Consider the following 19411-nt stretch of genomic DNA (forward strand, 5'->3'; position numbering starts at 1 on the left):
GTGGAGAGACGGTACGCGCTGGTCAGGTGTGATCCGGGTCCGACTCGGCGTCCGCGCCGGAGTCGGCGTCGGGGGCTTCGTCGGAGCCCGGCCCGGGGTCGGCGTCGGGGGCTTCGTCGGGGTCGGCGTCGGGGTCCGCGTCGCGCAGCCGTTCGAGCAGGGCACAGGCCTCGTCGTGGGTCGCGGGCAGGCGCACGATCCGCGCCGACGGGGCCCCGGCGACGCCCTCGGCCGCGGCGAGTCGGCGGGCGAGCAGCCGGCGCAGCACCGCGGCGCGCTCGACGAGGCCCTCGCGCGGCGCGAGCACGACGACCGTGCCGCGCCCGACGACCGCGATCGACTCGCCGGCGTCGAACACCACGCCCGCCGCCTCGCCGGCGATCGAGAGGGGCGCGACGCGGCGCCAGTCGCCGACCTCGAGCGCGAGCACCACCAGGGCGTGCCCGTCCCCGGCCGTCCGGCCGTGGGCACGCGCGGCACGGTAGATCTCCGCGAGGCGGGTGCGCAGGTAGCGGACGCTGGCGAGCCCCGAGAGCGGGTCGACCGCGGCGGTCTCGTTGAGGTCCCCGCAGGCGACGTCCGTCCACGCCAGCGACACCGCGCGCAGCAGCCGCACCCCGTCGGGGCCGCGGCCCACGGGGCTCGCCGAGGCCGTGTCGGTGGCCTGCGCGCCGTCCGTCGCGGTGGCACCGGAGACGGCGGTGTTGAGGGCGGCCAGGTCGGTGAGCGTCTCGGCGAGCCCGACGCCGGCGCCCGCCCGGGCGCCCGCCCACCGGGCGAGCGCGGACTCGACGGCACGCTCGCGGGCGCCGTGGCCGTCGTGGCGGGCGGTGACGACGGTGCAGACCGCGTCGACCGCGGGGTCCGGCCACTCGGCCACCGCCGCCCAGCCCAGGGCGCGGCTGCAGGCGAACCAGCGTTCCCGCAGGGCCGCGGCGCGGGCCGGGCGGGGCGTCGCGCCGTCGGGGACGGCCGTGCCGACGTCCATCGGCGCCCCGGCGTCGGCGGTGGCCGTGCCCGACCCCTCGTTGCTGCTGACGTCCATGCCCCGGCCGACCTCCGGCGTGCTCGTGCGAACTGGTCCCGGCCGCAGAGACGCGCGGGGACATCGCCCATGACGGTGACGGTCACCGGTTCGGCCGTACGGGCGCAGACACACTCGACCGGTCGGGTGAGGGGGGTGGTCGGGTGACGGTGGACGACAGCGGGCGTCCCGACGATCCCGACGGCTCGTCCGACGGGGACCCCCGCAGCGACGCCGAGCTCATCGCGCGGCTCCGGGGCCGGGGCGCCGACCGCGACTCGACCTCGGCGTTCGCCACCCTCTACACCCGCCACGAGCAGTCGGCCCGGGCGCTCGCGCGCCAGCTCGCGCGCTCGCCGGCCGACGCCGACGACCTCGTCGCGGGCGCCTTCACGCGCCTGCTCGAGGTGCTGCGCGCCGGGCGCGGGCCCACCGAGGCGTTCCGCGCGTACCTGCTGACCTCGGTGCGGCACCTCGCCTACGACCGCAGCCGCGCCGAGCGCCGGCTCGACCTCACCGACGACGTCACCGCGGTGCACGCCGCCGACCCCGACGACACGATCGTCCCGTTCACCGACCCCGCCCTCGCCGGTCTCGAACGGACCCTGGCCGCACGGGCGTTCGCGACACTGCCGGAGCGCTGGCAGGCGGTGCTGTGGCACCTCGAGGTCGAGGGCGACACGCCCGCCGACATCGCGCCGCTGTTCGGGCTGTCCGCCAACGCCGTCTCCGCGCTCGGCTACCGCGCCCGGGAAGGGCTGCGCCAGGCCTATCTCCAGGAGCACCTGGCCTCGTCCTCCGGTCACTGGGACCGGCGCCACCGCGACACCGGCGAGAAGCTCGGCGCCTACACCCGCGGCGGCCTCGCCCGCCGCGAGGCCGAGCGCGTCGAGACCCACCTCGCCGAGTGCGCCGAGTGCCGGGCGCTGGCCGAGGAGCTGCGCGACGTCAACTCGGGGATGCTGCGCGCCGTCGTGGCGCCGCTCGTGCTCGGCGCGGGCATCGTCGGCTACCTCGCGTCCCGGGGCACGACCGGCCCGCTCGCGTTCGACGCCGACAGCAGCCAGCTCGCCGTCGCCGGCGGCGGCGCGCTCGGTGTGCTCGGCGCGCTGAGCGGGATCTCCGGTCTCGGCGGGGTGAGCGCGCGCCCGGCGGCCTCGACCCGCGCGACCCGCCGGCGCGCCGCGGGCGTGCTGGGCCTGGCGGGCGCGGTCGGCGTCGCCGCCTTCGTCGTCGGCGACCACGCCGAACCCCCGCCGCCGCCCCCGCGCGCCGCCCCGGTGCTGCCCCTGGTCCCGGGCCCCTCGCCGACGCCACCCGTCCCGGACCCCGCACCCGACGCCGCCCTGGCCCTGCCGGGTCTTCTCGACGGGACCGAGGGGGCGGGCGCGCGGGACCGTGATCCGGGCGATCGGGCGAGCCGCGGCGCCGGGGACGACACCCGCGGTGTGTCAGCGGTGCGTCCCCGCTGGCGTTCAGCGTCAGGATCGCCACACGCTCGCTCGCGCGACACGCCGAGAGGGGTCGGCGACGGGACGGGCGACCGTACGACCCCCGCGGCCGGAGCGAGGGACGGGACCGCCCCCGGGTCGACCGCCGGATCCGTGCCCGTCGCGGCCATGCGAGCTGCCTCCGCGGACGCCGGGCCCGCCCGGCCGGCGGTCGCGCTCCTCGCGCCCGCGGACGCCCCCGGGACCGGCGACTGCGTCGTCACCACGCGCCTGCCGGCGCTCGGCGCGGCGGGTGTCGTGTGCCCGATCGACGCCTCGGGGCGGTAGCGGTCTGCCAGACTCGCGACGATGACCGACGACCGGCCGCGGGCCCCGGGGCTGCCCCCGGTGCTGCGCCGCCACGTCGCCGGGCTCACCGAGCGCTACGGCGAGTTCGTCAAGTTCGCGATCGTCGGCGCGATCACCTTCGTCGTGGACACGGCCGTGTTCGTCACGGCGAAGTCGACGGTGCTGGAGCCCAAGCCTGTCACCGCGAAGGTGGTCGCCGTGCTGGTCGCGACGATCGTCGGCTACGTGCTCAACCGCGAGTGGTCGTTCCGGCTGCGCGGCGGGCGGGGCCGTCCGCACGAGGCCCTGCTGTACTTCGTGGTGTCGGCCATCGCGCTCGGGATCAACGCGGCGCCGCTCGGGATCTCCCGCTACGTGCTCGACCTCGCCACGCCGGCGGTCTCGACCCTCACCGAGCACGTCGCGGACCTCGTCAGCGCCCAGGTCATCGGGACCCTCCTCGCGATGGTGTTCCGCTGGTGGGCGTTCCGGCGCTGGGTCTTCCCGGACGAGGTCGGCCCGCTGCGCTGATCGTCCCGACGCCCCGGGCCAGCACGACCACGGTCGCGAGCATCACGATGACCGCCACGGCCGTGAGCCCGAGCGCGGGCCCCACCGCGGCCAGCGACTCCCCCAGCACCGCCACGCCGAGCACCGCCGCCACCACCGGCTCGCCCGCCGCCACCACCGGCAGCGACGCCGGCAGCGGGCCCGCGCGGTAGGCCAGCTGCTGCGCGGCGGTGCCCGCGAGGAGCACGACCGCGGCCGTCCACGTCTCCCACGCGCCGAGCAGGGCGGGGATTCCCGCGGGCGCGAGCGCGACCACGGTCGTCGTCAGCGCCGCCCCGAGCCCGTAGGCCAGCGCGGCCGGGACCCCGAGCAGGACGGCGCGGCCCGCGCCCGCGCCCCGGCGCCGCACGGCGAGCGCGGCCCCGGCCGACAGCGCCGCGACCCCGACGAGGAACGGCAGCCACGACGTGACCGGCACCCGGGCGAGACCCCGCTCCGGGCGGCCCAGCACGACGAACACCGCGAGGGCGACGGCGAGCACCCCGCCCGCCACGACCTCGCCCCGCCGCGGCGCCCGGCCCGCCGCCCGCGCCCCGCCCACCAGCGCGACCAGCACCGACGCCGCCGCGATCGGCTGGACGAGCAGCAACGGCCCGACCGCGCGGGCGGCGAGCAGGAACCCGAACCCCGCGGTGTCCGCGGCGGCCCCGGCGAGCCAGCGGCGCCGGCGCAGCAGCGCGGCGAAGAACCCCGCGCCCCGGTCGCGCACCGTCGACGCCGCGGTCTGCTGCAGCACCGCGGACGCGCCGACGAGGAGCGCGGCGACGAGGGCGAGGAGGGTGGCGAGGACGGTGGTCACGACACCGTGATCCGCAGCTCGGCGTAGGACGGGACGAGCACCCGGCGGGCGGCCCGGCGGCCGGTGACCCGCCACGGCCGGCCCGTCGCGAGCAGCGCGTGCAGCAGCCCGGCGAGCTCCGCCTTCGCGAGCGCCGCCCCGAGGCACTGGTGGCGTCCGGCCCCGAACCACAGCTGGCGGGTCGCCGGGTCGTAGGGGCGGTCGACGTCGAAGCCGCCGGCGGCGTTGTCGATCGCGTGGGTCAGGACGAGCACGCGGTCGCCGGCCCGCAGGCGGGCGTCGCCGAGGGTGGTGTCCGCCGTGACGTGCCGGCCCACCACCGGCGCGGGGGTGCTGACGCGCAGGCCCTCGCGCACGGCGTCGGGCACGCGGCCGGGCTCGGCGAGCAGGCGCGGCGCGGTGCCGGTGTCGGCGACGAGGGCGACGGTGCGGGCCATCGCGCTCGCCGCCGTCCCGGTCCCGGCGACGGCCATGAGCACGGCGAGCCCCTCGGTCTCCCGCAGGCCCAGGCCGAGCTCCCGGCACCGGCCGAGCAGGCGGTCGGGCCCGGCGTGCGCCCACTCGTCGGCCACGCCCGCGGTGAGCCGGCCGACGAGGTCGCGCGCGGTCGCCACGGTCGCGGGGTCGAGCACCGTGGACGCCCCGGTCCCGAGGGCCAGGGCCGCGAGGCTCTCGGCGGTCGCGAAGCGCTCCCGGGCGGTCTCGTCGTCGGCCAGGGGCAGTCCGAGGAGGTCGGCGACGACCCGGCCGACGAGCACCCGGGCGAGGTCGGCGACGTCGAGCTCGGCACCCGTGCCCAGCTCCCGCGTGGTGACCGCGAGGCGGTCGGCCAGGACCCGGTCGACGTGCTCGCGGGCCGAGGCCTCGGTGAACACGTCACGCACCCGGGCCCGCAGGGCCGCGTGGCCGCGGCCGTCGAAGAGCTCGGTGACCCAGTCCCCGAGGACCTGCGCCCACAGGTGCCCGACGCTGCCCTCCCCGACGACGCTCGTATGGGCGTGGTCGGTGAGCAGCCGGCGCGCGAGCACCGGGTCGGCGACGAGCCACCCGACCGTCGGGACGCGGCGCACGGGACCGGTCCACCGCCCGGCCCGCAGTAACGCCCACAGCGCCGGGCGCGACGCGAACAGCACGCGTGATTCGTGACGCTGTGCGGTCGTCGTCATGTCAGTATTTCTCCCCTACCGGGGTGGGCAGGGGAAGGGTGAGATCACTGCGCATGAACACCCTCCTCGCCGGGACCGCCGTGCACCTGCCCGGTGAGCTGCTGACGTCCGCCGAGACCGAGGCCCGGATCGCCGCCGCGAGCGACGCGTTCGTCCCGCGGCCGGGCATGATCGAACGTGTCACCGGCATCACGCAGCGTCACATCATGCCCGACGACGGCCAGGCCTCGGATCTCGCGCTCGCCGCGGCGCGCAAGCTCCTCGCGGAGCAGGGCCGGGGCGTCGACGACGTCGACCTCCTGATCTTCGCCTCCGCCAGCCAGGACATGGTCGAGCCCGCCACCGCCCACATGGTCGCCGCGGGCCTCGGGGCGCGCTGCCCGGTGATGGACGTCAAGAACGCCTGCAACAGCGTGCTCAACGCGGTGCAGGTGGCCGAGGCGCTCATCGGGTCCGGACAGTACGGGCGCGTGCTCGTCTGCTCGGGGGAGACGCCGTCGCGGGCGACGCGGTGGGCGGTCCGCGACACCGCGCAGTTCGTCGAGTCCTTCGCCGGCTTCACGATGTGCGACGCCGGCGCCGCGCTCCTGCTCGAACGCCACGACGAGGACGACGGGCGGGGCATCTTCCACCGCGCGTTCACCGCCGACTCGCGGCACTGGGACGTCGGCACCCTGCCCGCGGGCGGCTCCGCGCACCCCCGCGACCCCGAGGCCGGCTACTTCCGCCTCGACGGCGCGCGGTTGCGGGCCGCGTTCGAGGCGCTGGGGCCGGGGCTGATCCACGACGCCCTCGCCGCCCACGAGCTGACCTGGGACGACGTCGCCGTCGTCTGCGTGCACCAGGTGGCGATGCCGGCCCTGCGCGTGTTCGCCCGCGGCGCCGGCGTGCCTGCCGACAAGCTCGTCGTCACCCTGCCCGAGCACGGCAACGCGGCCTCGGCGAGCCTGCCGTTGCAGCTCGTCACGGCGATCGAGCAGGGCCGTGCCGGACCCGGCGACCGCGTCGCGCTCGTCGGCCTGGCCGGCGGGATCAGCATGGGCGTCCTGCTGGTGACGCTGTGAGCCTCTGGGTGGTGGTCCCCGCCTACGACGAGGCGCGCGGGATCACCGCGACGCTCGACGCCCTCGCCGCCCAGCACGACCCGTCGTTCACGGTGCTGGTGGTCGACAACGGCAGCCGTGACGGCACCGCCGCGGTCGTCGCGGCCCACGCCCGCGGGCTGGACCTGCGCGTGATCAGCGAGCCGGTGAAGGGCACCGGCGCCGCCGCCGACACCGGGATGCGGCAGGCGATCGCCGCCGGGGCCACGCTGCTGGCGCGCACCGACGCCGACTGCCTGCCCGCGCCGGGCTGGACGGCCGCGCTGCGGGCGGGGTTCGCCGACGGCCTCGAGCTGATCGGCGGGCGACTCGTGCCGCGCACCGACGAGGTGGCGCTGCGGTTCTGGGAGCGCCGCGGCCTGCCCGCCGTCGTCGGTCTGGCCGCCGCGTTCGGGCGCTTCCGGCCGGGCAACCGCGATCCGCGGTTCCGGGGTCCGTACGTCATGTGCGCCGGGTGCAACCTCGCGATCACCGCCGAGCTCTACGCCCGCTGCGGCGGCTTCCCGCGCACGGCGATCGAGGACGTCCACGAGGACCGTGCGCTGGTCAACGCCGTGCGTCGCGCCGGCGGGCGGATCGGGCGGCGGCGAGACGCCGTCGTCGCCGGGTCGGTGCGCCGCGTGCGGGCGTACGGGCTGGTGGGGACGCTCGGCTGGTACGCCGACCACCGGCACCGTCCGGACGTCGTGGACGTGCGATGACGGCCTTCCCGGACCACCGCCTGATCGACGCCGCCCACCCCGTCGCGGCACCCCTGGCCCGGCTGGCCGCGCGACGCCCCGTCGTGCGGGTTCCCGGGGTGGGCGCCGTGGTCAGCGACGCGGCGCTGGCCCGGGAGGTGCTCACCGACACCGAGCGCTTCCGCAAGGACGGCCCCGGCGGGCCCGGCGCGTTGTGGACCCCGGTGCTCGGTGACGCGGTGCTGCTCGGGATGGAGGGCGAGCCGCACCGGGCGATGCGCCGGGCGCTGGGCGACCTGTTCACGGCGCGGGCCTCGGGGGAGCTGCTCTCGGGGGCGGTGGGTCCGCGGCTGACCTCGCTGACCGGCCGGCTGCGGGCCGGCGAGGAGGTCGACCTCGTCGACGAGATGCGTGTGGTCGCCGGCGCGGTGATCGCCGCGCTGGTCGGGCTCGACGGCGGGGCGGCCGAGCACCGGGCGATGAGCCGGCGGGCCTCCGGCGTCGCCTCCGCGGTCCGGCCGACCACGCGCACCCTGTCGCCGCGGCGCGCCGCGCGGGCCCGCGCCGAGCTGGCCCCGGTCGTCGAGGCGGCCTCGGCGTCGTGGCACGCGCGCCGCCCCGGGACGGTGGTGGCGCGGCTGCGCGACGCCGGCGTCGACCACGACCCGTCGTGCGGCGCGGCCGCGGCCCTGTTCCTCACCGGCACCGAGACCGTCGTCGCCCTCCTGCCGCGGCTCGTGGCCCTCCTGATCGACACCGGCGAGCAGGACGCGGACCTCGACGACGCCGTCGACGAGGCCCTGCGCTTCACCGCGCCCTCGCCGGCGATGCTGCGGCGGGTGGCCCGGCCGGCGTCCGTCGGCGGGTGTGCGCTGCGGACCGGCGACCGGGTGCTGGTGCTGACCCATGCCGCGGTCCGGGCCGGCGACAGGTTCTGCGTGGGCGCACCCGTGGACCCGGCCGCGCGGTCGCTGTGGTTCGGGGCCGGCCCCCACCACTGCCTCGGGGCGGCGCTGGCGCGGGCCGAGGTGCGTGCGGTGGCGGCGGCCGCCCTCGCCGCCCGACCGCTGCGCGTGGTGCGCCGTCGCCCCGCCCGCCGCGTCCTCGTCCCGGCCTGGCGCGAGCTGGTGGTGGCGCGTGCCCGCTGACCTGGTGTGCACCGTCCTCGACGCCTGCGCGCGCCACCGGGACCGCGTGGCCCTGCTCGACGCGCTCGGGCGTCCGACGACCTTCGAGGCGCTGCGGTCGCGGGTGCTGGCGGTGGCCTCCGGTCTGCGTCACCGGGGCCTCGAGCCCGGCGACCGGGTGCTGTTCGCCGTGCCGCCGTCGCCGACCTCGTTCGCCCTGGCGCTCGGCGTCGTCACCGCCGGCGGCACCCTCGCGTTCGCCGACCCCCGCGCAGGCGACGCCGTCCTCGCCGCCCGCGCCGCCGCCCTCGCCCCGCGCTGGGCGATCGCCGCGTCGCCGGTGTACGCGCTGGCGGGCGGGGTGTGGCGTTCGCTCGGCGGCGTCACCCACGTCTACACGGGCCCCCGCCTCCCCGGCGTCCCGCGCGGGGCGTTCTCGTGGCGGCGTGTGTGTCAGCGAAGTGCCGTCACGGACGCTCAGCGTCCGTATCGGGACTTCGATCACGGTCCGTACGGCGATGCCGACGCCCCCGCGCTGGTCATCCCCACGTCGGGAACGACGGCGGCGCCGCGGCTGGTGGTGCACTCGCGGGCGTCGCTCGGTGCCGGGCTCGCGGCGTTCGCGGCGCGGGTGCCGTTCGGGCCCGGCGACGTCGTCCACACCGACCAGCTCATGATCGGGCTGCCGGCGTTGGCCGGCGGCGCGACGTGGTCGCTCCCGGCGCCCGGCGCGCGCCCGTCCCGGCTGGCCCGTGTCCTGCGCCGCCGCGGCGCGACGCACACCTTCTGCGTGCCCGCGGACGTCGACGCCGCCGCGCGCGGCGGGCCGCTGCCGGCGGGGCTGCGCGGCATCCTGCTCGGCGCGGCCCCGGTGCTGCCGGGTCCGCTGCGCCGGCTGCGGTCGGTCGCCCCGGACGCCGACCTCCTCGCCGTCTACGGGATGACGGAGCTGGCGCCGGTCGCGATCGCGACGGCCGAGGAGAAGATCGCGCACACCGAGGGCGGCGCGCCGGGTGACCTGCTGGGGACCCCGCTGCCCGGCGTCACGTCCCGCGTCACCGACGACGGCGAGCTCCGCTTCAGCGCGCCGCACCAGGCGCTCGGGTACCTGGACCTCGGTGATCGAAGTACCGATACGGACGCTGAGTGTCTGCAACGGCACTTCGCTGACACACCGGAGATCGCCAGCGGGGACCTGGGCCGCGTGCTGGACGACGGGCGGCTCGTGCTCACCGGCCGGCGCAAGGACATGATCATCCGGGGTGACCGCAACATCTACCCCGGTCTCTACGAGGCGGCGGTGACCGCGCTGCCCGGGGTCCGGGAGGCGCTGCTGGTCGGCGTGCCCACCCCCGCCGGCGACGAGCACGTCGTCCTCGCCGTCGCCGGCGACCGGCCCGACGCCGGGACGGTCCGTCGCATGTTCGGGGTCGACGCGCCGGACGAGGTCGTGGTCCTCGACGACCTCCCCCGCGGCGGGCGCTCCCGCAAGCCCGACCGCGACGCGCTCCGCACGCTCCTGGCGCGGCGGTGAGGATCGTCGTCACCGGCGCCTCGGGGTTCGTCGGGGGCGCCGTCTGCCGGGCCGCGGTCGGGGCCGGCCACGAGGTCACGGCGCTGGGGCGGCGCCCGCACCTCGACCCGGCGCACGTGGCCGGCGCCGGCTACCGGGCGCACGACCTCACCGACGGCCCCCCGGACCTCGCCGGCGCCGACGTCGTCGTCCACGCCGCCGGCGCCGCGTCCGACGCCCTGCCCGCCCAGGTCCACTGGGACGCCCACGTCGGCGGCACCCGTGCCGTGCTCGCCGGGCTGCCGGCGCACGCCCGGCTCGTGCACCTCTCGACCGCCAGCGTCTACGACCCGCGCCGCCCCACCGTCCGGGCGCGCGAGGACGCCGCGCCCGGCCCCGGGTACCCCGACGGCTACGGTGCCGCGAAGGCCGCCGCCGAGCGCCTGGTGCGCGCGACGCGGCCCGACGCCGTGATCCTGCGCCCGCACGCGGTGTACGGGCCGGGCGAGACCACCCTGCTCCCCCGCCTGCTCGCCGCCGTCCGCGGCGGGCGCCTCGTCGTCCCGGGTCGCGGCCCGCGGGCGATCAGCCTGACGCGGATCGACACGCTGGTCGGCGCCGTGCTCGCGCTCCTGGACGGCCCGGGCGGGACCTACAACGTCGCCGACGCCGAACCGGTGGAGCTGCTCACGACGCTGACCGCGGTCCTCGCCGCCCGCGGCGTCCGTGTCCGGACGTTCAGCCTGCCGGTGACCCTCGCCCACCCGATCGCGATCGTGGCGGAGACGGCGGCGCGTGTGCGGGGCACGAGTCCGGTGCTCAGCCGCTACGCGGTCCGCCACGTCGCCCGCGAGCGCACGCTCGACGTGACCACGTTGCGCGACCGATCGGGGTACGACCCTCCCCCGACGGACGTCGCCGATGCTGCTCATTGGTGAGGCTCACGACCGTCGGTCTCCGGTGACTGTCCGGTCGTCGCCCGAACGCGCTGGGTGTTCCAAGGTTCTTGATACCTTCGGTACCGCCCGATCGGTGATGCCTCGGTGGGGTCGGGCACAGGACGCGGAGGAGGACTGCTGTGCCCAAGCTGCCGTGCCCGCATCGTCAGGCCGCCGGCCGCGAGGTCTCCCTCGACCCGCTCGTCGAACCCGACGAGCTCGAACAGTGTGACGGGCTCATGGTCCTGGTGCTCGACCCGGTGACCGGGGCCGCCGACACCTACGGCCCCTACCCCGCAGGGCGCGCCCGCGCGGAGGCCGACGGCCGCCGCCAGGAGCTCGACGCCGAGGACCTCACCGAGGTCACCGTGGCGCTCGTGCGCCACCACCGGCCGCGCTAGATCCTCCGTCGTCCGGTCGGTCGACGTCGACACCGCCTCCCAGCGGTCCAGGTCGTCGACGGGTCCGGTCAGCCGTGCGCGGATGCCGGCGACGGCGTCGCGCCCGAGCGGCAGGCGCAGCGGCGCGTCCTCGGCGTCGAGCGCCCGCAGGATCGCCGCGGCGGCCTTGTCCGGGTCGCCCGGCTGGCTCCCGTCCCCGCCGGTGACGAAGGCCCGCGTCGGCCCGACCGTCTCCTCGTACTCGGCCATCGGCGCCGACATCACCGCCGCCCCCGGCCGGAAGAGCTCGGTGCGGAACGCGCCGGGCTCGACGACGAGGAACCGGACGTGCGGGCACTCCTGCGCGACAGTCTCGGTCAGCCCCTCCAGCGCGAACTTGGTCGCGCAGTAGACCCCGAAGCCCGGCACGCACCTGGCCGCCCACCGACGACAGCTGGACCACCGCACCCGAGCCCTGCGCGCGGAAGTGCGGCAGCGCGGCCCGGGTCAGCAGCGCGGGGCCCATGACGTGCAGGTCGAACAGCGCCCGTAGCTCGTCCTCGGTCGTCTCCTCGAGCGCGCCGACCTGGGTGCGACCCGCCACGTTGGCCAGGACGTCGAGACGGCCGTGCCGGGCGACGACGTCGTCGACGGCGGCCGTGAGGTCGGCGCCGGGCGCCGTGACGTCGAGGGCCAGGGGTTCGACGCGGGCCGGGGTGGGCGTCGGCGAGCTCGGCGAGGGCGTCGCTGCGGCGTGCGGCGGCGACCACCGTGTCACCGGCCGCCACGGCGGCCTCGGTGATCGCGCGGCCGAAACGACCCACCGCCGGGCTCGCCGACGGCACCAGCGACGTCGCGGTGGCCTGGGCGCCGGTGCCCGGCCGCGTCCGCACCCTCGAACTCGCGCGCGAGCCCGTCGTCGTGGCACTGCCGCCCGGCCACCCGCTGGACGGGCGGGCGTCGGTGCCGTTCGCGGCCGTGCGCGACGAGGCGTTCCTCGCGCTGCCGCCCGACGCCGGGCCGCTGCGCGCGTTCTGGCTCGCCGAGGCGCACCGCGAGGGCCCGCCGCGCGTCGGCGCGGAGATCCGGTCGGTTGAGGAGACCCACGAGGCGCTGCTCGACGGGCGCGGCGTCGTGCTGCTCGCCGCCGGGAACGCCGGGGCCCTCGTGCGCGACGTCCAGGACCTCCCGCCGTGCGCCCTCGTGCTCGCCTGGCGCCACGACGACCGCCGCCCCGCCGTGCGCGCCTACGTCGACGCATGCCGTGAGGTCGTCGCCGCGCGGGGCTGAGCCCTCGACGCCGAGGGGCATGCCGCGGATGATCGACACGGCCCCGGACCTGCGCGACGTGCCTCGCGCCCGCCACGAGGGGCCCTCAGCGCGGCCCGCTCGTCGGCAGCGGGCGCGGCGCGGCCACCGTGCGGTCGGTGCGCGGCACCGGCAGGAACACCGCGAACGTCGCCGGGCGGGTGCGCGCGAGCTCGAGGCGTCCACCGTCGGCCTCGACGAGCGCCCGGGCGAGCGCGAGCCCCACCCCGGTGGACGCGGCGCCGGAGACCCCGCGGTCGAACACGTGCGGCGCCAGCGCGGGCGGGACCCCGTCGCCGTGGTCGCTGACCTCGACGACGATGGTGTCGTTGTCGCCCAGCCGCGCGCTGAGCGCGACCGTGCCCCGGCCGTGGCGCATGGCGTTGTCGACCAGCACGCCGAGCGCCTCCCGGAACCGGCCGGACGTCGCGCGGGCCACGAGGCCCTCGGGCGCGCGCACCCGGACGGCGCGGTTCTCCGAGCGCAGCGGGTCTCGCCACTCGTCGGCCACGGCCTCCAGCTCGCCCGCGACCTCGATCGGCGCCGCGCCCGCCGCCCGCGCCTCGCGCGCCGAGGCCAGGAGCTCGTCGAGGACCTCGTTGAGCCGCTCGGCCTGCTCGAGCGCGGCGGCGCCCTCCGCCGCGACCTCCTCGTCGGGGTGCGCCGAGAGCTCGTCGAGGCGCAGCTGGAGGGCCGTGAGGCGGCTGCGCAGCTGGTGCGACACGTCGCCGACCAGCTCCCGCTCGCGCTGGAGCAGCTCCGCGAGGGCCGTGGCCGAGGAGTCGAGGACGTCGGAGACACGGTCGAGCTCGGGGATGCCGTGGCGGTGCGGCGCGGGCCGGAAGTCGCCGGCGCCCAGCCGGGCGGCGCGCCCGGCGACCTGTTGGAGCGGGTCGGCGAGACGCCGCGCGGTCAGCGTCGCCACCACCGCCCCGACCGCCACCGACAGCAGCACGGCCGCCAGCACGAGCGCGACCGCCTGGAGCTGGCGGGCCCGCATCTCGTCGATCGGCTCGGAGAGCACCGCCGAGCCCGACAGCCCGAACGGCAGCGTCTCGCTGACCGTGTCGCCCGGGGCCAGCACGCCGAGCGTGCTCACGCCGCGCGGGGTCCTCACGACCAGCGAGCCGCCCGGCGGCACCGCGATCCCCACGGCGCTGAGGTCGACGGGACGGTCGACCGAGGCCTGCGAGTCCAACGTCGCGACGACCTGGCGCAGCCGGGAGTTGATGTCCGCCCGGGTGAAGTCCTCGACGAGGCGCCAGGTGGTCAGCGCCAGCGGTCCGCCCAGCACCGCCACCGTGATCGTGACGACGATGAGCGTGGAGACGAGGATCCGGCGCCGCACCTGACGAGCCCTAGGTGTTGAAGCGGAACCCGACCCCGCGCACCGTGCTGATGCGCTTGCCGACGCTGCCGCCGTTGCCGCCGTCGTCGGCGAGCTTGCGGCGCAGCCACGACATGTGCATGTCGAGGGTCTTGGAGGTCTTCATCTCGGGGTCGTTCCAGACCTCGCGGAGGATCTCCTCGCGGGAGACCACCTGCCCGGCGTGCGCCATGAGCACCCGCAGCAGCTCGAACTCCTTGTTCGCCAGCCCGATCTCCACGCCGTCGACGGTGACCCGCCGCGCGGACGGTTCGAGGCGCACCCCGCCGGCGTCGAGCACCTCGGGCGCCCGGCGGCGCAGCAGGGCCCGGACCCGGGCCAGGAGCTCGGCGAGCCGGAAGGGCTTGCCCACGTAGTCGTCCGCGCCGGCGTCGAGGCCGACCACGAAGTCGACCTCGTCGGTGCGCGCGGTCAGCATCAGCACCGGCAGGTCGGGCTGGTCGACCCGGACCCGGCGACAGACCTCGAGCCCGTCCATGCCGGGCAACCCGAGGTCGAGCACCATGAGATCCGGCCCGGACGCGCCCGCCTGGTGGAGCGCGGCCTGACCGTCGCCGACGACGTCGACCTCGTAGCCCTCGCGCTGCAGGGCACGGGAGAGGGGTCCGGCGATCGCCGCGTCGTCCTCGACGAGCAGCACCATGGTCACAGCGCCACAGTAGACCTGCTGCGAGGTGAAGCTGGCACCATCGCCCGCCATGACCTCCGCCGGTGCGACCGGATCTCCTGCCGACCTCTCCGCCGACCTCGCGCTCGCCCTGACCCTCGCCGACGCCGCCGACGCGGTGACCCTGCCCCGCTTCCGCGCGAGCGATCTGCGCGTCGAGCGCAAACCGGACCGCACCCCGGTGACCGACGCCGACACCGCCTGCGAGGACCGGCTGCGCGCCCTGCTCGCCACCCACCGTCCCGACGACGCGGTGCTCGGCGAGGAGCGCGGCGGCTCGCTGGGCGCCGGGCGCGTGTGGGTGCTCGACCCGATCGACGGGACCAAGAACTTCTCCCGCGGCGTGCCGGTGTGGGCGAGCCTCGTGGCGCTGGTCGAGGACGGGCGGCCCACGGCCGGCGTCGTGAGCGCGCCCGCGCTGGGACGGCGCTGGTGGGCCGCGGCGGGCGAGGGCGCCCACACCCGTGACCCCGCCCGCGGCATCGAGGACGGCCCGGTCGCGGTGTCTGGGGTCGCCGAGCTCGCCGACGCCTACGCCTCGACCACCGACCTCGACCACTGGCGCACCCTCGGCCGCCAGGAGCACTGGCTCGCCCTGACCCGGGAGACCTGGGAGAGCCGCGCGTTCGGCGACTTCTGGCACCACTGCCTCGTCGCCGAGGGCCTGATGGACGTCGCCGTGGAGCCCGAGGCCAACACCTGGGACCTCGCCGCCGCCCAGATCCTCGTCGAGGAGGCGGGCGGACGCCTGACCGACCTCGCCGGCGCCGCCCGCCCCGACGGCGGCGACTCGCTGACCACCAACGGGCACCTGCACGACGCCGCCCTGGCGCTCGTCCGCCGCTAACCGGACGACCCGGCGAGCCGCGCCCACACCAGCCGCCCGAACAGCGAGAAGCAGGCGGCCGACTCGTCGTCGAACCGCGTCCACTCGAAACGACCGCCCCGTTCGCACCAGAACACCTCCCAGATCCCTTCTTCGTCGCCGTCCGCACCGGGCACGGCGCGCACGCACCACGCCCGGTCGGCCTCCGCACCCACGCTGACCGGCGCGGACGTCACCCCGGCCGCGTCCAGCCAGCCCGCCAGCTCCGCGGCTCGCACACCGGGTTCGACGCAGCCGGGGCGCACACGGTTCCGTCGGGGCAGGGAGATGGCACGATCACCGCCGTGAGCGAGCCCGAGGTCTTCTTCGAGGACCTGCCCGCCGGCCGGCAGGTCGCCCTGGGCACGGTGGTGGTCGACCGCGACGAGATGCTCGCGTTCAACCGGCGGTTCGACCCGCAGCCGTTCCACGTCGACGAGGAGGCCGCCCGCCGCTCGCTGTTCGGCGGGCTCTGCGCCTCCGGGTGGTTCACCGCGTCGCTGTGGATGCGGTGCTACGTCGACGGGCTGCTGACACGGGCGGCGTCGCTGGGCTCACCGGGCGGCGACGAGATCGCCTGGCCGTCGCCGGTGTTCCCCGGCGACCGCCTCGAGGCGGCCATGGAGGTCGTCGCCGCACGCGCCTCGCGGAGCCGTCCGCAGCTGGGCCTGATCACCCTCAACGGCACGCTCGTGCGCGACGACGGCACCGAGGTCTACCGGGCGCGGTTCACCGGGATGTTCGCGCGGCGCGCGGCCGCCGACCCCGCCACGACCCCCGCCTGAACCGCCCGGCGATCCCGCGGCGCGGGGGCGGGTCCTCCCCGGGTCGCGCGTCCTCGTCCAGCTCGTCGTCCTCGTCGTCATCCTCGTCGTCGTCCCCGGGGTCCCCGTCGTCCCACGCGCCCCAGTCGTCCCGGGACACGAGCGACGCGCCGGTCGCCGCCCGGTCCAGTCCCCCGCGGTCCTCCGCCATGCCCTCGACGAGCCGGGCGAGGGTGTCGACGTCGCCGAGCCCCGCGAACTCCCACGGCTCGTCGGCGCCCGCCGTCGCCACGACGAGCGTGCCCGCGCCCAGGACTCGCTCGAGGGCGGTGCGGCGGGTGCGCACCCCCGTGATCGTCGCGCCGCCGACGTCGACGCTCTCGCGGGTGAGCACCCCTTCGCGCACCAGCACACGGCGGTCGGTGACGACCAGGTGCGTGCACCGCCAGCGCACCAGCGGGAGGACGGCGAGCCACCCGATCGCGACGACCGCGAGCAGCACGAGCGCGAGCCGCAGCGCCGTGCGCGTCGACCCGGCGGGGACCGCGTCCGCGAGCCCGGCGAGCAGGGCCGCCAGGAACGCCGCGACGGGCGGGACCAGCGCGGGCACGACGAGCATGCGCCAGTGCGGGCGACGGTGGGCGAGCACGTGCTCGCCGCGGCGCAGCACGCCGTCGGGGTAGGCCACGCACACCCCCTCCCCGGAACGACCCCGAGGCTAGCGAGCCGCGGGCCGCACGTGGACGACGTCGCCCGCCGACACGACGGTCGTGTCCCCGTCGGGTGACCGCACGGCGAGGCGGCCGTCGCGGTCGACGTCCACCGCACGTCCGTCGATCACCCGGTCACCGGGCAGCGTCACCGTCACCTCGCGCCCGAGCGTCGCGCACCGCGCCCGGTAGTCGTCGACGATCCCGGCCGCGACGACGTCGCCGTGCGCGTCGCGCCACCGGCGGTCGAGGTCGGCCAGCGCGCGCAGGACGGCGACCAGGACCGCGTCCCGCGCGACGTCCGCCCCCTGCGCGGCCAGGGACGTCCCCCCGGCGGGCAGCGCGTCCGCGGGCGTCGCGACGTTCACGCCCATCCCGATCACCAGCGCCCGGTCGTCCGCGGCACCGGCGCCGACCTCGGCGAGGATCCCGGCGCCCTTGGCCCCGGGGTCGGGCCCCAGCAGCAGGTCGTTGGGCCACTTCAGGGCGGCCGGCACGGCGCTGACCGCCCCGACCGCCTCGACCAGCGCCAGGCCCGCCAGCAACGGCGCCCAGCCCCACCGTTCGGGCGCGATCTCGCGGGGGCGCAGCAGGACCGAGAACGTCAGCCCCTCGCCGGCACGGTCCTCCCAGATGCGCTCGCGGCGACCCCGCCCGGCGTCCTGGTGCTCGGCCACGAGGACCGTGCGGTCGGCGGCGGGATCGGGGCCGCCGGCGCGGGCGAGGAGGTCGGCGTTGGTCGAGCCGGTGCGGGCGACGACCTGGATCGACGCCCACGGGCCGGACGGCGGGCCGAGGGTGCGCCGCAGCGCGTCCTCGTCGAGGGGAGCAGGTTCCACGGCGACGTACCGTAGTAGTGCGCCTGATCACCTCACCCGCACGAAAACGGGCGGTGTCGGGGCCGGTCGCTACAGTGCCGGGCCATGGCGGACACGCAGCGAAGCGGAGCTGGACGATCATGAGTGCCGCGACGGAGCCGTTGCCGGAGCCCGAGGACTCGTCGGACGAGCCCGACGTCCACACCTCCGCGGGCAAGCTCGCCGACTGGCACCGCCGCCAGGACGACGTGGTCCACGCGGGCAGCGAGCGCGCCGTCGAGCGCCAGCACGCCAAGGGCCGCAAGACCGCCCGCGAGCGCATCGACCTGCTGCTCGACGAGGGCAGCTTCCTCGAGTTCGACGCGATGGCGCGCCACCGCTCCACCAACTTCGGCCTGGAGGCCAACCGTCCGTACGGCGACGGCGTCGTCACCGGCCAGGGCACGGTCGACGGCCGCCCGGTGTGCGTGTTCTCGCAGGACGCGACGGTGTTCGGCGGCGCGCTGGGCGAGGTCTACGGCGAGAAGATCGTCAAGGTCATGGACGTGGCCATGAAGATCGGCTGCCCCGTCGTCGGCATCAACGACGGCGGCGGCGCCCGCATCCAGGAGGGCGTCGTCGCCCTCGGCCTCTACGGCGAGATCTTCAAGCGCAACGTGCACGCCTCCGGCGTGGTCCCCCAGATCTCGCTGGTCATGGGCCCGGCCGCCGGCGGCGCGGTGTACTCGCCCGCGCTCACCGACTTCACGGTGATGGTCGACGAGACGTCGTTCATGTTCATCACCGGCCCGGACGTGATCAAGACGGTGACGGGCGAGGACGTCGGCTTCGAGGAGCTGGGCGGCGCCCGCACGCACAACGCCACGTCCGGCAACGCGCACTACCTCGCCTCGGACGAGGACGACGCGATCTCCTACGTGCAGGAGCTGCTCGGCTACCTGCCGTCGAACAACCTCACCGACCCGCCGAGGATCACCGGCGAGGAGGAGACGGGGTCGGTCCCCGACGGCATCGGCGAGACCGACCTCGAGCTCGACACGCTGGTGCCCGACTCGCCCAACCAGCCCTACGACATCCGCGAGGCGATCACGCGGGTCGTCGACGACGGCGACTTCCTCGAGGTCCAGGCGCTCTACGCGGCCAACATGGTCATCGGCTACGGGCGCATCGAGGGCCGGCCGGTGGGGGTCGTCGCCAACCAGCCCACGCAGCTGGCGGGCTGCCTCGACATCGGGGCGAGCGAGAAGGCCGCGCGGTTCGTGCGCACGTGCGACACGTTCAACATCCCGGTGCTGACCTTCGTCGACGTGCCGGGATTCCTGCCGGGCACCGACCAGGAGTACAACGGCATCATCCGGCGCGGCGCGAAGCTGATCTACGCCTACGCCGAGGCCACGGTCCCGCTGGTGACGGTCATCTGCCGCAAGGCCTACGGCGGCGCGTACGACGTCATGGGGTCCAAGCACCTCGGTGCCGACGTCAACATCGCCTGGCCCACCGCGCAGATCGCGGTCACCGGGGCGTCCGGCGCCGTGAGCATCCTGTACCGCAAGGAGCTCAAGAAGGTCGAGGACGACGGGGGCGACGTCGAGGCGCGCCGGGCGGAGCTCCAGCAGGAGTACGAGGACACCCTCGCCAACCCGTACATCGCCGCCGAGCGCGGGTACGTCGATGCCGTCGTCCCGCCCTCGCACACCCGCGGCTACGTGGCCCGCTCGCTGCGGATGCTCGAGACGAAGCGCGAGACGCTGCCGCCGCGCAAGCACGGGAACGTGCCCCTGTGAGCGCGAACGTGGAGGTGTCGCTGTGAGCGA

General features: G+C 76.8%; 19 protein-coding genes and 1 pseudogene. 11 read left to right on the top strand and 9 right to left on the bottom strand.

What is annotated here, in order from left to right; translation table 11 throughout:
• Positions 1–22: 22 nt before the first annotated feature.
• Complete coding sequence (locus tag ACR9E3_RS10970; protein WP_460380263.1) at positions 23–1045, bottom strand: GGDEF domain-containing protein; 1023 nt, start codon at positions 1043–1045, stop codon at positions 23–25.
• A 143-nt stretch (positions 1046–1188) separates the two neighbouring features.
• Between ACR9E3_RS10970 and ACR9E3_RS10975 the strand changes: the two genes are divergently transcribed.
• On the top strand, positions 1189–2802 hold the full coding sequence (locus ACR9E3_RS10975) for a sigma-70 family RNA polymerase sigma factor (protein WP_460380264.1): 1614 nt from the start codon (positions 1189–1191) through the stop codon (positions 2800–2802).
• A gap of 21 nt (positions 2803–2823) precedes the next feature.
• On the top strand, positions 2824–3333 hold the full coding sequence (locus ACR9E3_RS10980; RefSeq protein WP_460380265.1) for a GtrA family protein: 510 nt from the start codon (positions 2824–2826) through the stop codon (positions 3331–3333).
• Here ACR9E3_RS10980 and ACR9E3_RS10985 read toward each other — a convergent pair.
• Positions 3248–4171, bottom strand: coding sequence for a DMT family transporter (locus ACR9E3_RS10985; protein ID WP_460380266.1), 924 nt, complete (start codon positions 4169–4171; stop codon positions 3248–3250). The two genes, ACR9E3_RS10980 and ACR9E3_RS10985, sit on opposite strands and share 86 nt — an antisense overlap.
• Entirely contained in the window at positions 4168–5337 is a 1170-nt protein-coding gene (locus ACR9E3_RS10990) for a cytochrome P450 (RefSeq protein WP_460380267.1), read from the bottom strand. The genes ACR9E3_RS10985 and ACR9E3_RS10990 overlap by 4 nt, the downstream gene beginning before the upstream one ends.
• Positions 5338–5390: 53 nt before the next feature.
• Between ACR9E3_RS10990 and ACR9E3_RS10995 the strand changes: the two genes are divergently transcribed.
• Genes ACR9E3_RS10995 through ACR9E3_RS11015 form a run of 5 tightly spaced genes read left to right on the top strand, consistent with a single transcriptional unit; the run spans position 5391 to position 10698 of the window.
• Positions 5391–6401: a 3-oxoacyl-ACP synthase III family protein gene (locus ACR9E3_RS10995; protein ID WP_460380268.1), complete on the top strand. Its 1011-nt coding sequence runs from the start codon at positions 5391–5393 to the stop codon at positions 6399–6401.
• Positions 6398–7141 (top strand): glycosyltransferase family 2 protein, encoded by a 744-nt coding sequence (locus ACR9E3_RS11000; protein WP_460380269.1) that lies wholly within the window; start codon positions 6398–6400, stop codon positions 7139–7141. Before ACR9E3_RS10995 ends, ACR9E3_RS11000 begins: the two co-directional genes overlap by 4 nt.
• On the top strand, positions 7138–8268 hold the full coding sequence (locus ACR9E3_RS11005; RefSeq protein ID WP_460380270.1) for a cytochrome P450: 1131 nt from the start codon (positions 7138–7140) through the stop codon (positions 8266–8268). Before ACR9E3_RS11000 ends, ACR9E3_RS11005 begins: the two co-directional genes overlap by 4 nt.
• Positions 8258–9781: a class I adenylate-forming enzyme family protein gene (locus tag ACR9E3_RS11010; protein WP_460380271.1), complete on the top strand. Its 1524-nt coding sequence runs from the start codon at positions 8258–8260 to the stop codon at positions 9779–9781. Before ACR9E3_RS11005 ends, ACR9E3_RS11010 begins: the two co-directional genes overlap by 11 nt.
• Positions 9778–10698, top strand: a complete 921-nt coding sequence (locus tag ACR9E3_RS11015) for an NAD-dependent epimerase/dehydratase family protein (RefSeq protein ID WP_460380272.1) — start codon at positions 9778–9780, stop codon at positions 10696–10698. The genes ACR9E3_RS11010 and ACR9E3_RS11015 overlap by 4 nt, the downstream gene beginning before the upstream one ends.
• Here the strand turns inward: ACR9E3_RS11015 and ACR9E3_RS11020 are convergent.
• Positions 10689–11856 (bottom strand): annotated as a pseudogene (locus tag ACR9E3_RS11020) (SDR family NAD(P)-dependent oxidoreductase). The gene ACR9E3_RS11015 and the pseudogene ACR9E3_RS11020 sit on opposite strands and share 10 nt — an antisense overlap.
• On the opposite strand from ACR9E3_RS11020, the gene ACR9E3_RS11025 reads away from it, so the two are divergent.
• Positions 11850–12368, top strand: a complete 519-nt coding sequence (locus ACR9E3_RS11025; protein WP_460380273.1) for a LysR substrate-binding domain-containing protein — start codon at positions 11850–11852, stop codon at positions 12366–12368. The pseudogene ACR9E3_RS11020 and the gene ACR9E3_RS11025 sit on opposite strands and share 7 nt — an antisense overlap.
• Positions 12369–12453: 85 nt before the next feature.
• Here ACR9E3_RS11025 and ACR9E3_RS11030 read toward each other — a convergent pair whose 3' ends face one another.
• Both ACR9E3_RS11030 and ACR9E3_RS11035 read right to left on the bottom strand, forming a co-directional pair.
• A complete protein-coding gene (locus ACR9E3_RS11030; RefSeq protein ID WP_460380274.1) occupies positions 12454–13734 on the bottom strand; it encodes an ATP-binding protein in 1281 nt (426 codons plus the stop codon).
• 10 nt (positions 13735–13744) lie between these two features.
• Positions 13745–14416 (bottom strand): response regulator transcription factor, encoded by a 672-nt coding sequence (locus ACR9E3_RS11035; protein ID WP_285659017.1) that lies wholly within the window; start codon positions 14414–14416, stop codon positions 13745–13747.
• Between the two features lie 55 nt (positions 14417–14471).
• Here ACR9E3_RS11035 and hisN point away from each other — a divergent pair, with 55 nt between their 5' ends.
• Positions 14472–15287 (top strand): histidinol-phosphatase, encoded by an 816-nt coding sequence (gene hisN, locus ACR9E3_RS11040; RefSeq protein ID WP_460380275.1) that lies wholly within the window; start codon positions 14472–14474, stop codon positions 15285–15287.
• On the opposite strand, the gene ACR9E3_RS11045 is transcribed toward hisN, so the two are convergent.
• A complete protein-coding gene (locus ACR9E3_RS11045; protein WP_460380276.1) occupies positions 15284–15544 on the bottom strand; it encodes a hypothetical protein in 261 nt (86 codons plus the stop codon). The two genes, hisN and ACR9E3_RS11045, sit on opposite strands and share 4 nt — an antisense overlap.
• Before the next feature lie 66 nt (positions 15545–15610).
• Between ACR9E3_RS11045 and ACR9E3_RS11050 the strand changes: the two genes are divergently transcribed.
• A complete protein-coding gene (locus ACR9E3_RS11050; protein ID WP_460380277.1) occupies positions 15611–16090 on the top strand; it encodes a MaoC family dehydratase in 480 nt (159 codons plus the stop codon).
• Here the strand turns inward: ACR9E3_RS11050 and ACR9E3_RS11055 are convergent.
• Positions 16035–16757 carry a PH domain-containing protein gene (locus ACR9E3_RS11055; RefSeq protein WP_460380278.1) on the bottom strand — a complete coding sequence of 241 codons (723 nt, stop codon included), beginning with the start codon at positions 16755–16757 and terminating at the stop codon, positions 16035–16037. The two genes, ACR9E3_RS11050 and ACR9E3_RS11055, sit on opposite strands and share 56 nt — an antisense overlap.
• Before the next feature lie 30 nt (positions 16758–16787).
• A complete protein-coding gene (locus ACR9E3_RS11060; RefSeq protein ID WP_460380279.1) occupies positions 16788–17618 on the bottom strand; it encodes a biotin--[acetyl-CoA-carboxylase] ligase in 831 nt (276 codons plus the stop codon).
• Between the two features lie 119 nt (positions 17619–17737).
• Here ACR9E3_RS11060 and ACR9E3_RS11065 point away from each other — a divergent pair, with 119 nt between their 5' ends.
• Entirely contained in the window at positions 17738–19381 is a 1644-nt protein-coding gene (locus ACR9E3_RS11065) for an acyl-CoA carboxylase subunit beta (RefSeq protein WP_460380280.1), read from the top strand.
• Positions 19382–19411: the final 30 nt, after the last annotated feature.

This window comes from Actinomycetospora sp. C-140, from assembly GCF_054796175.1.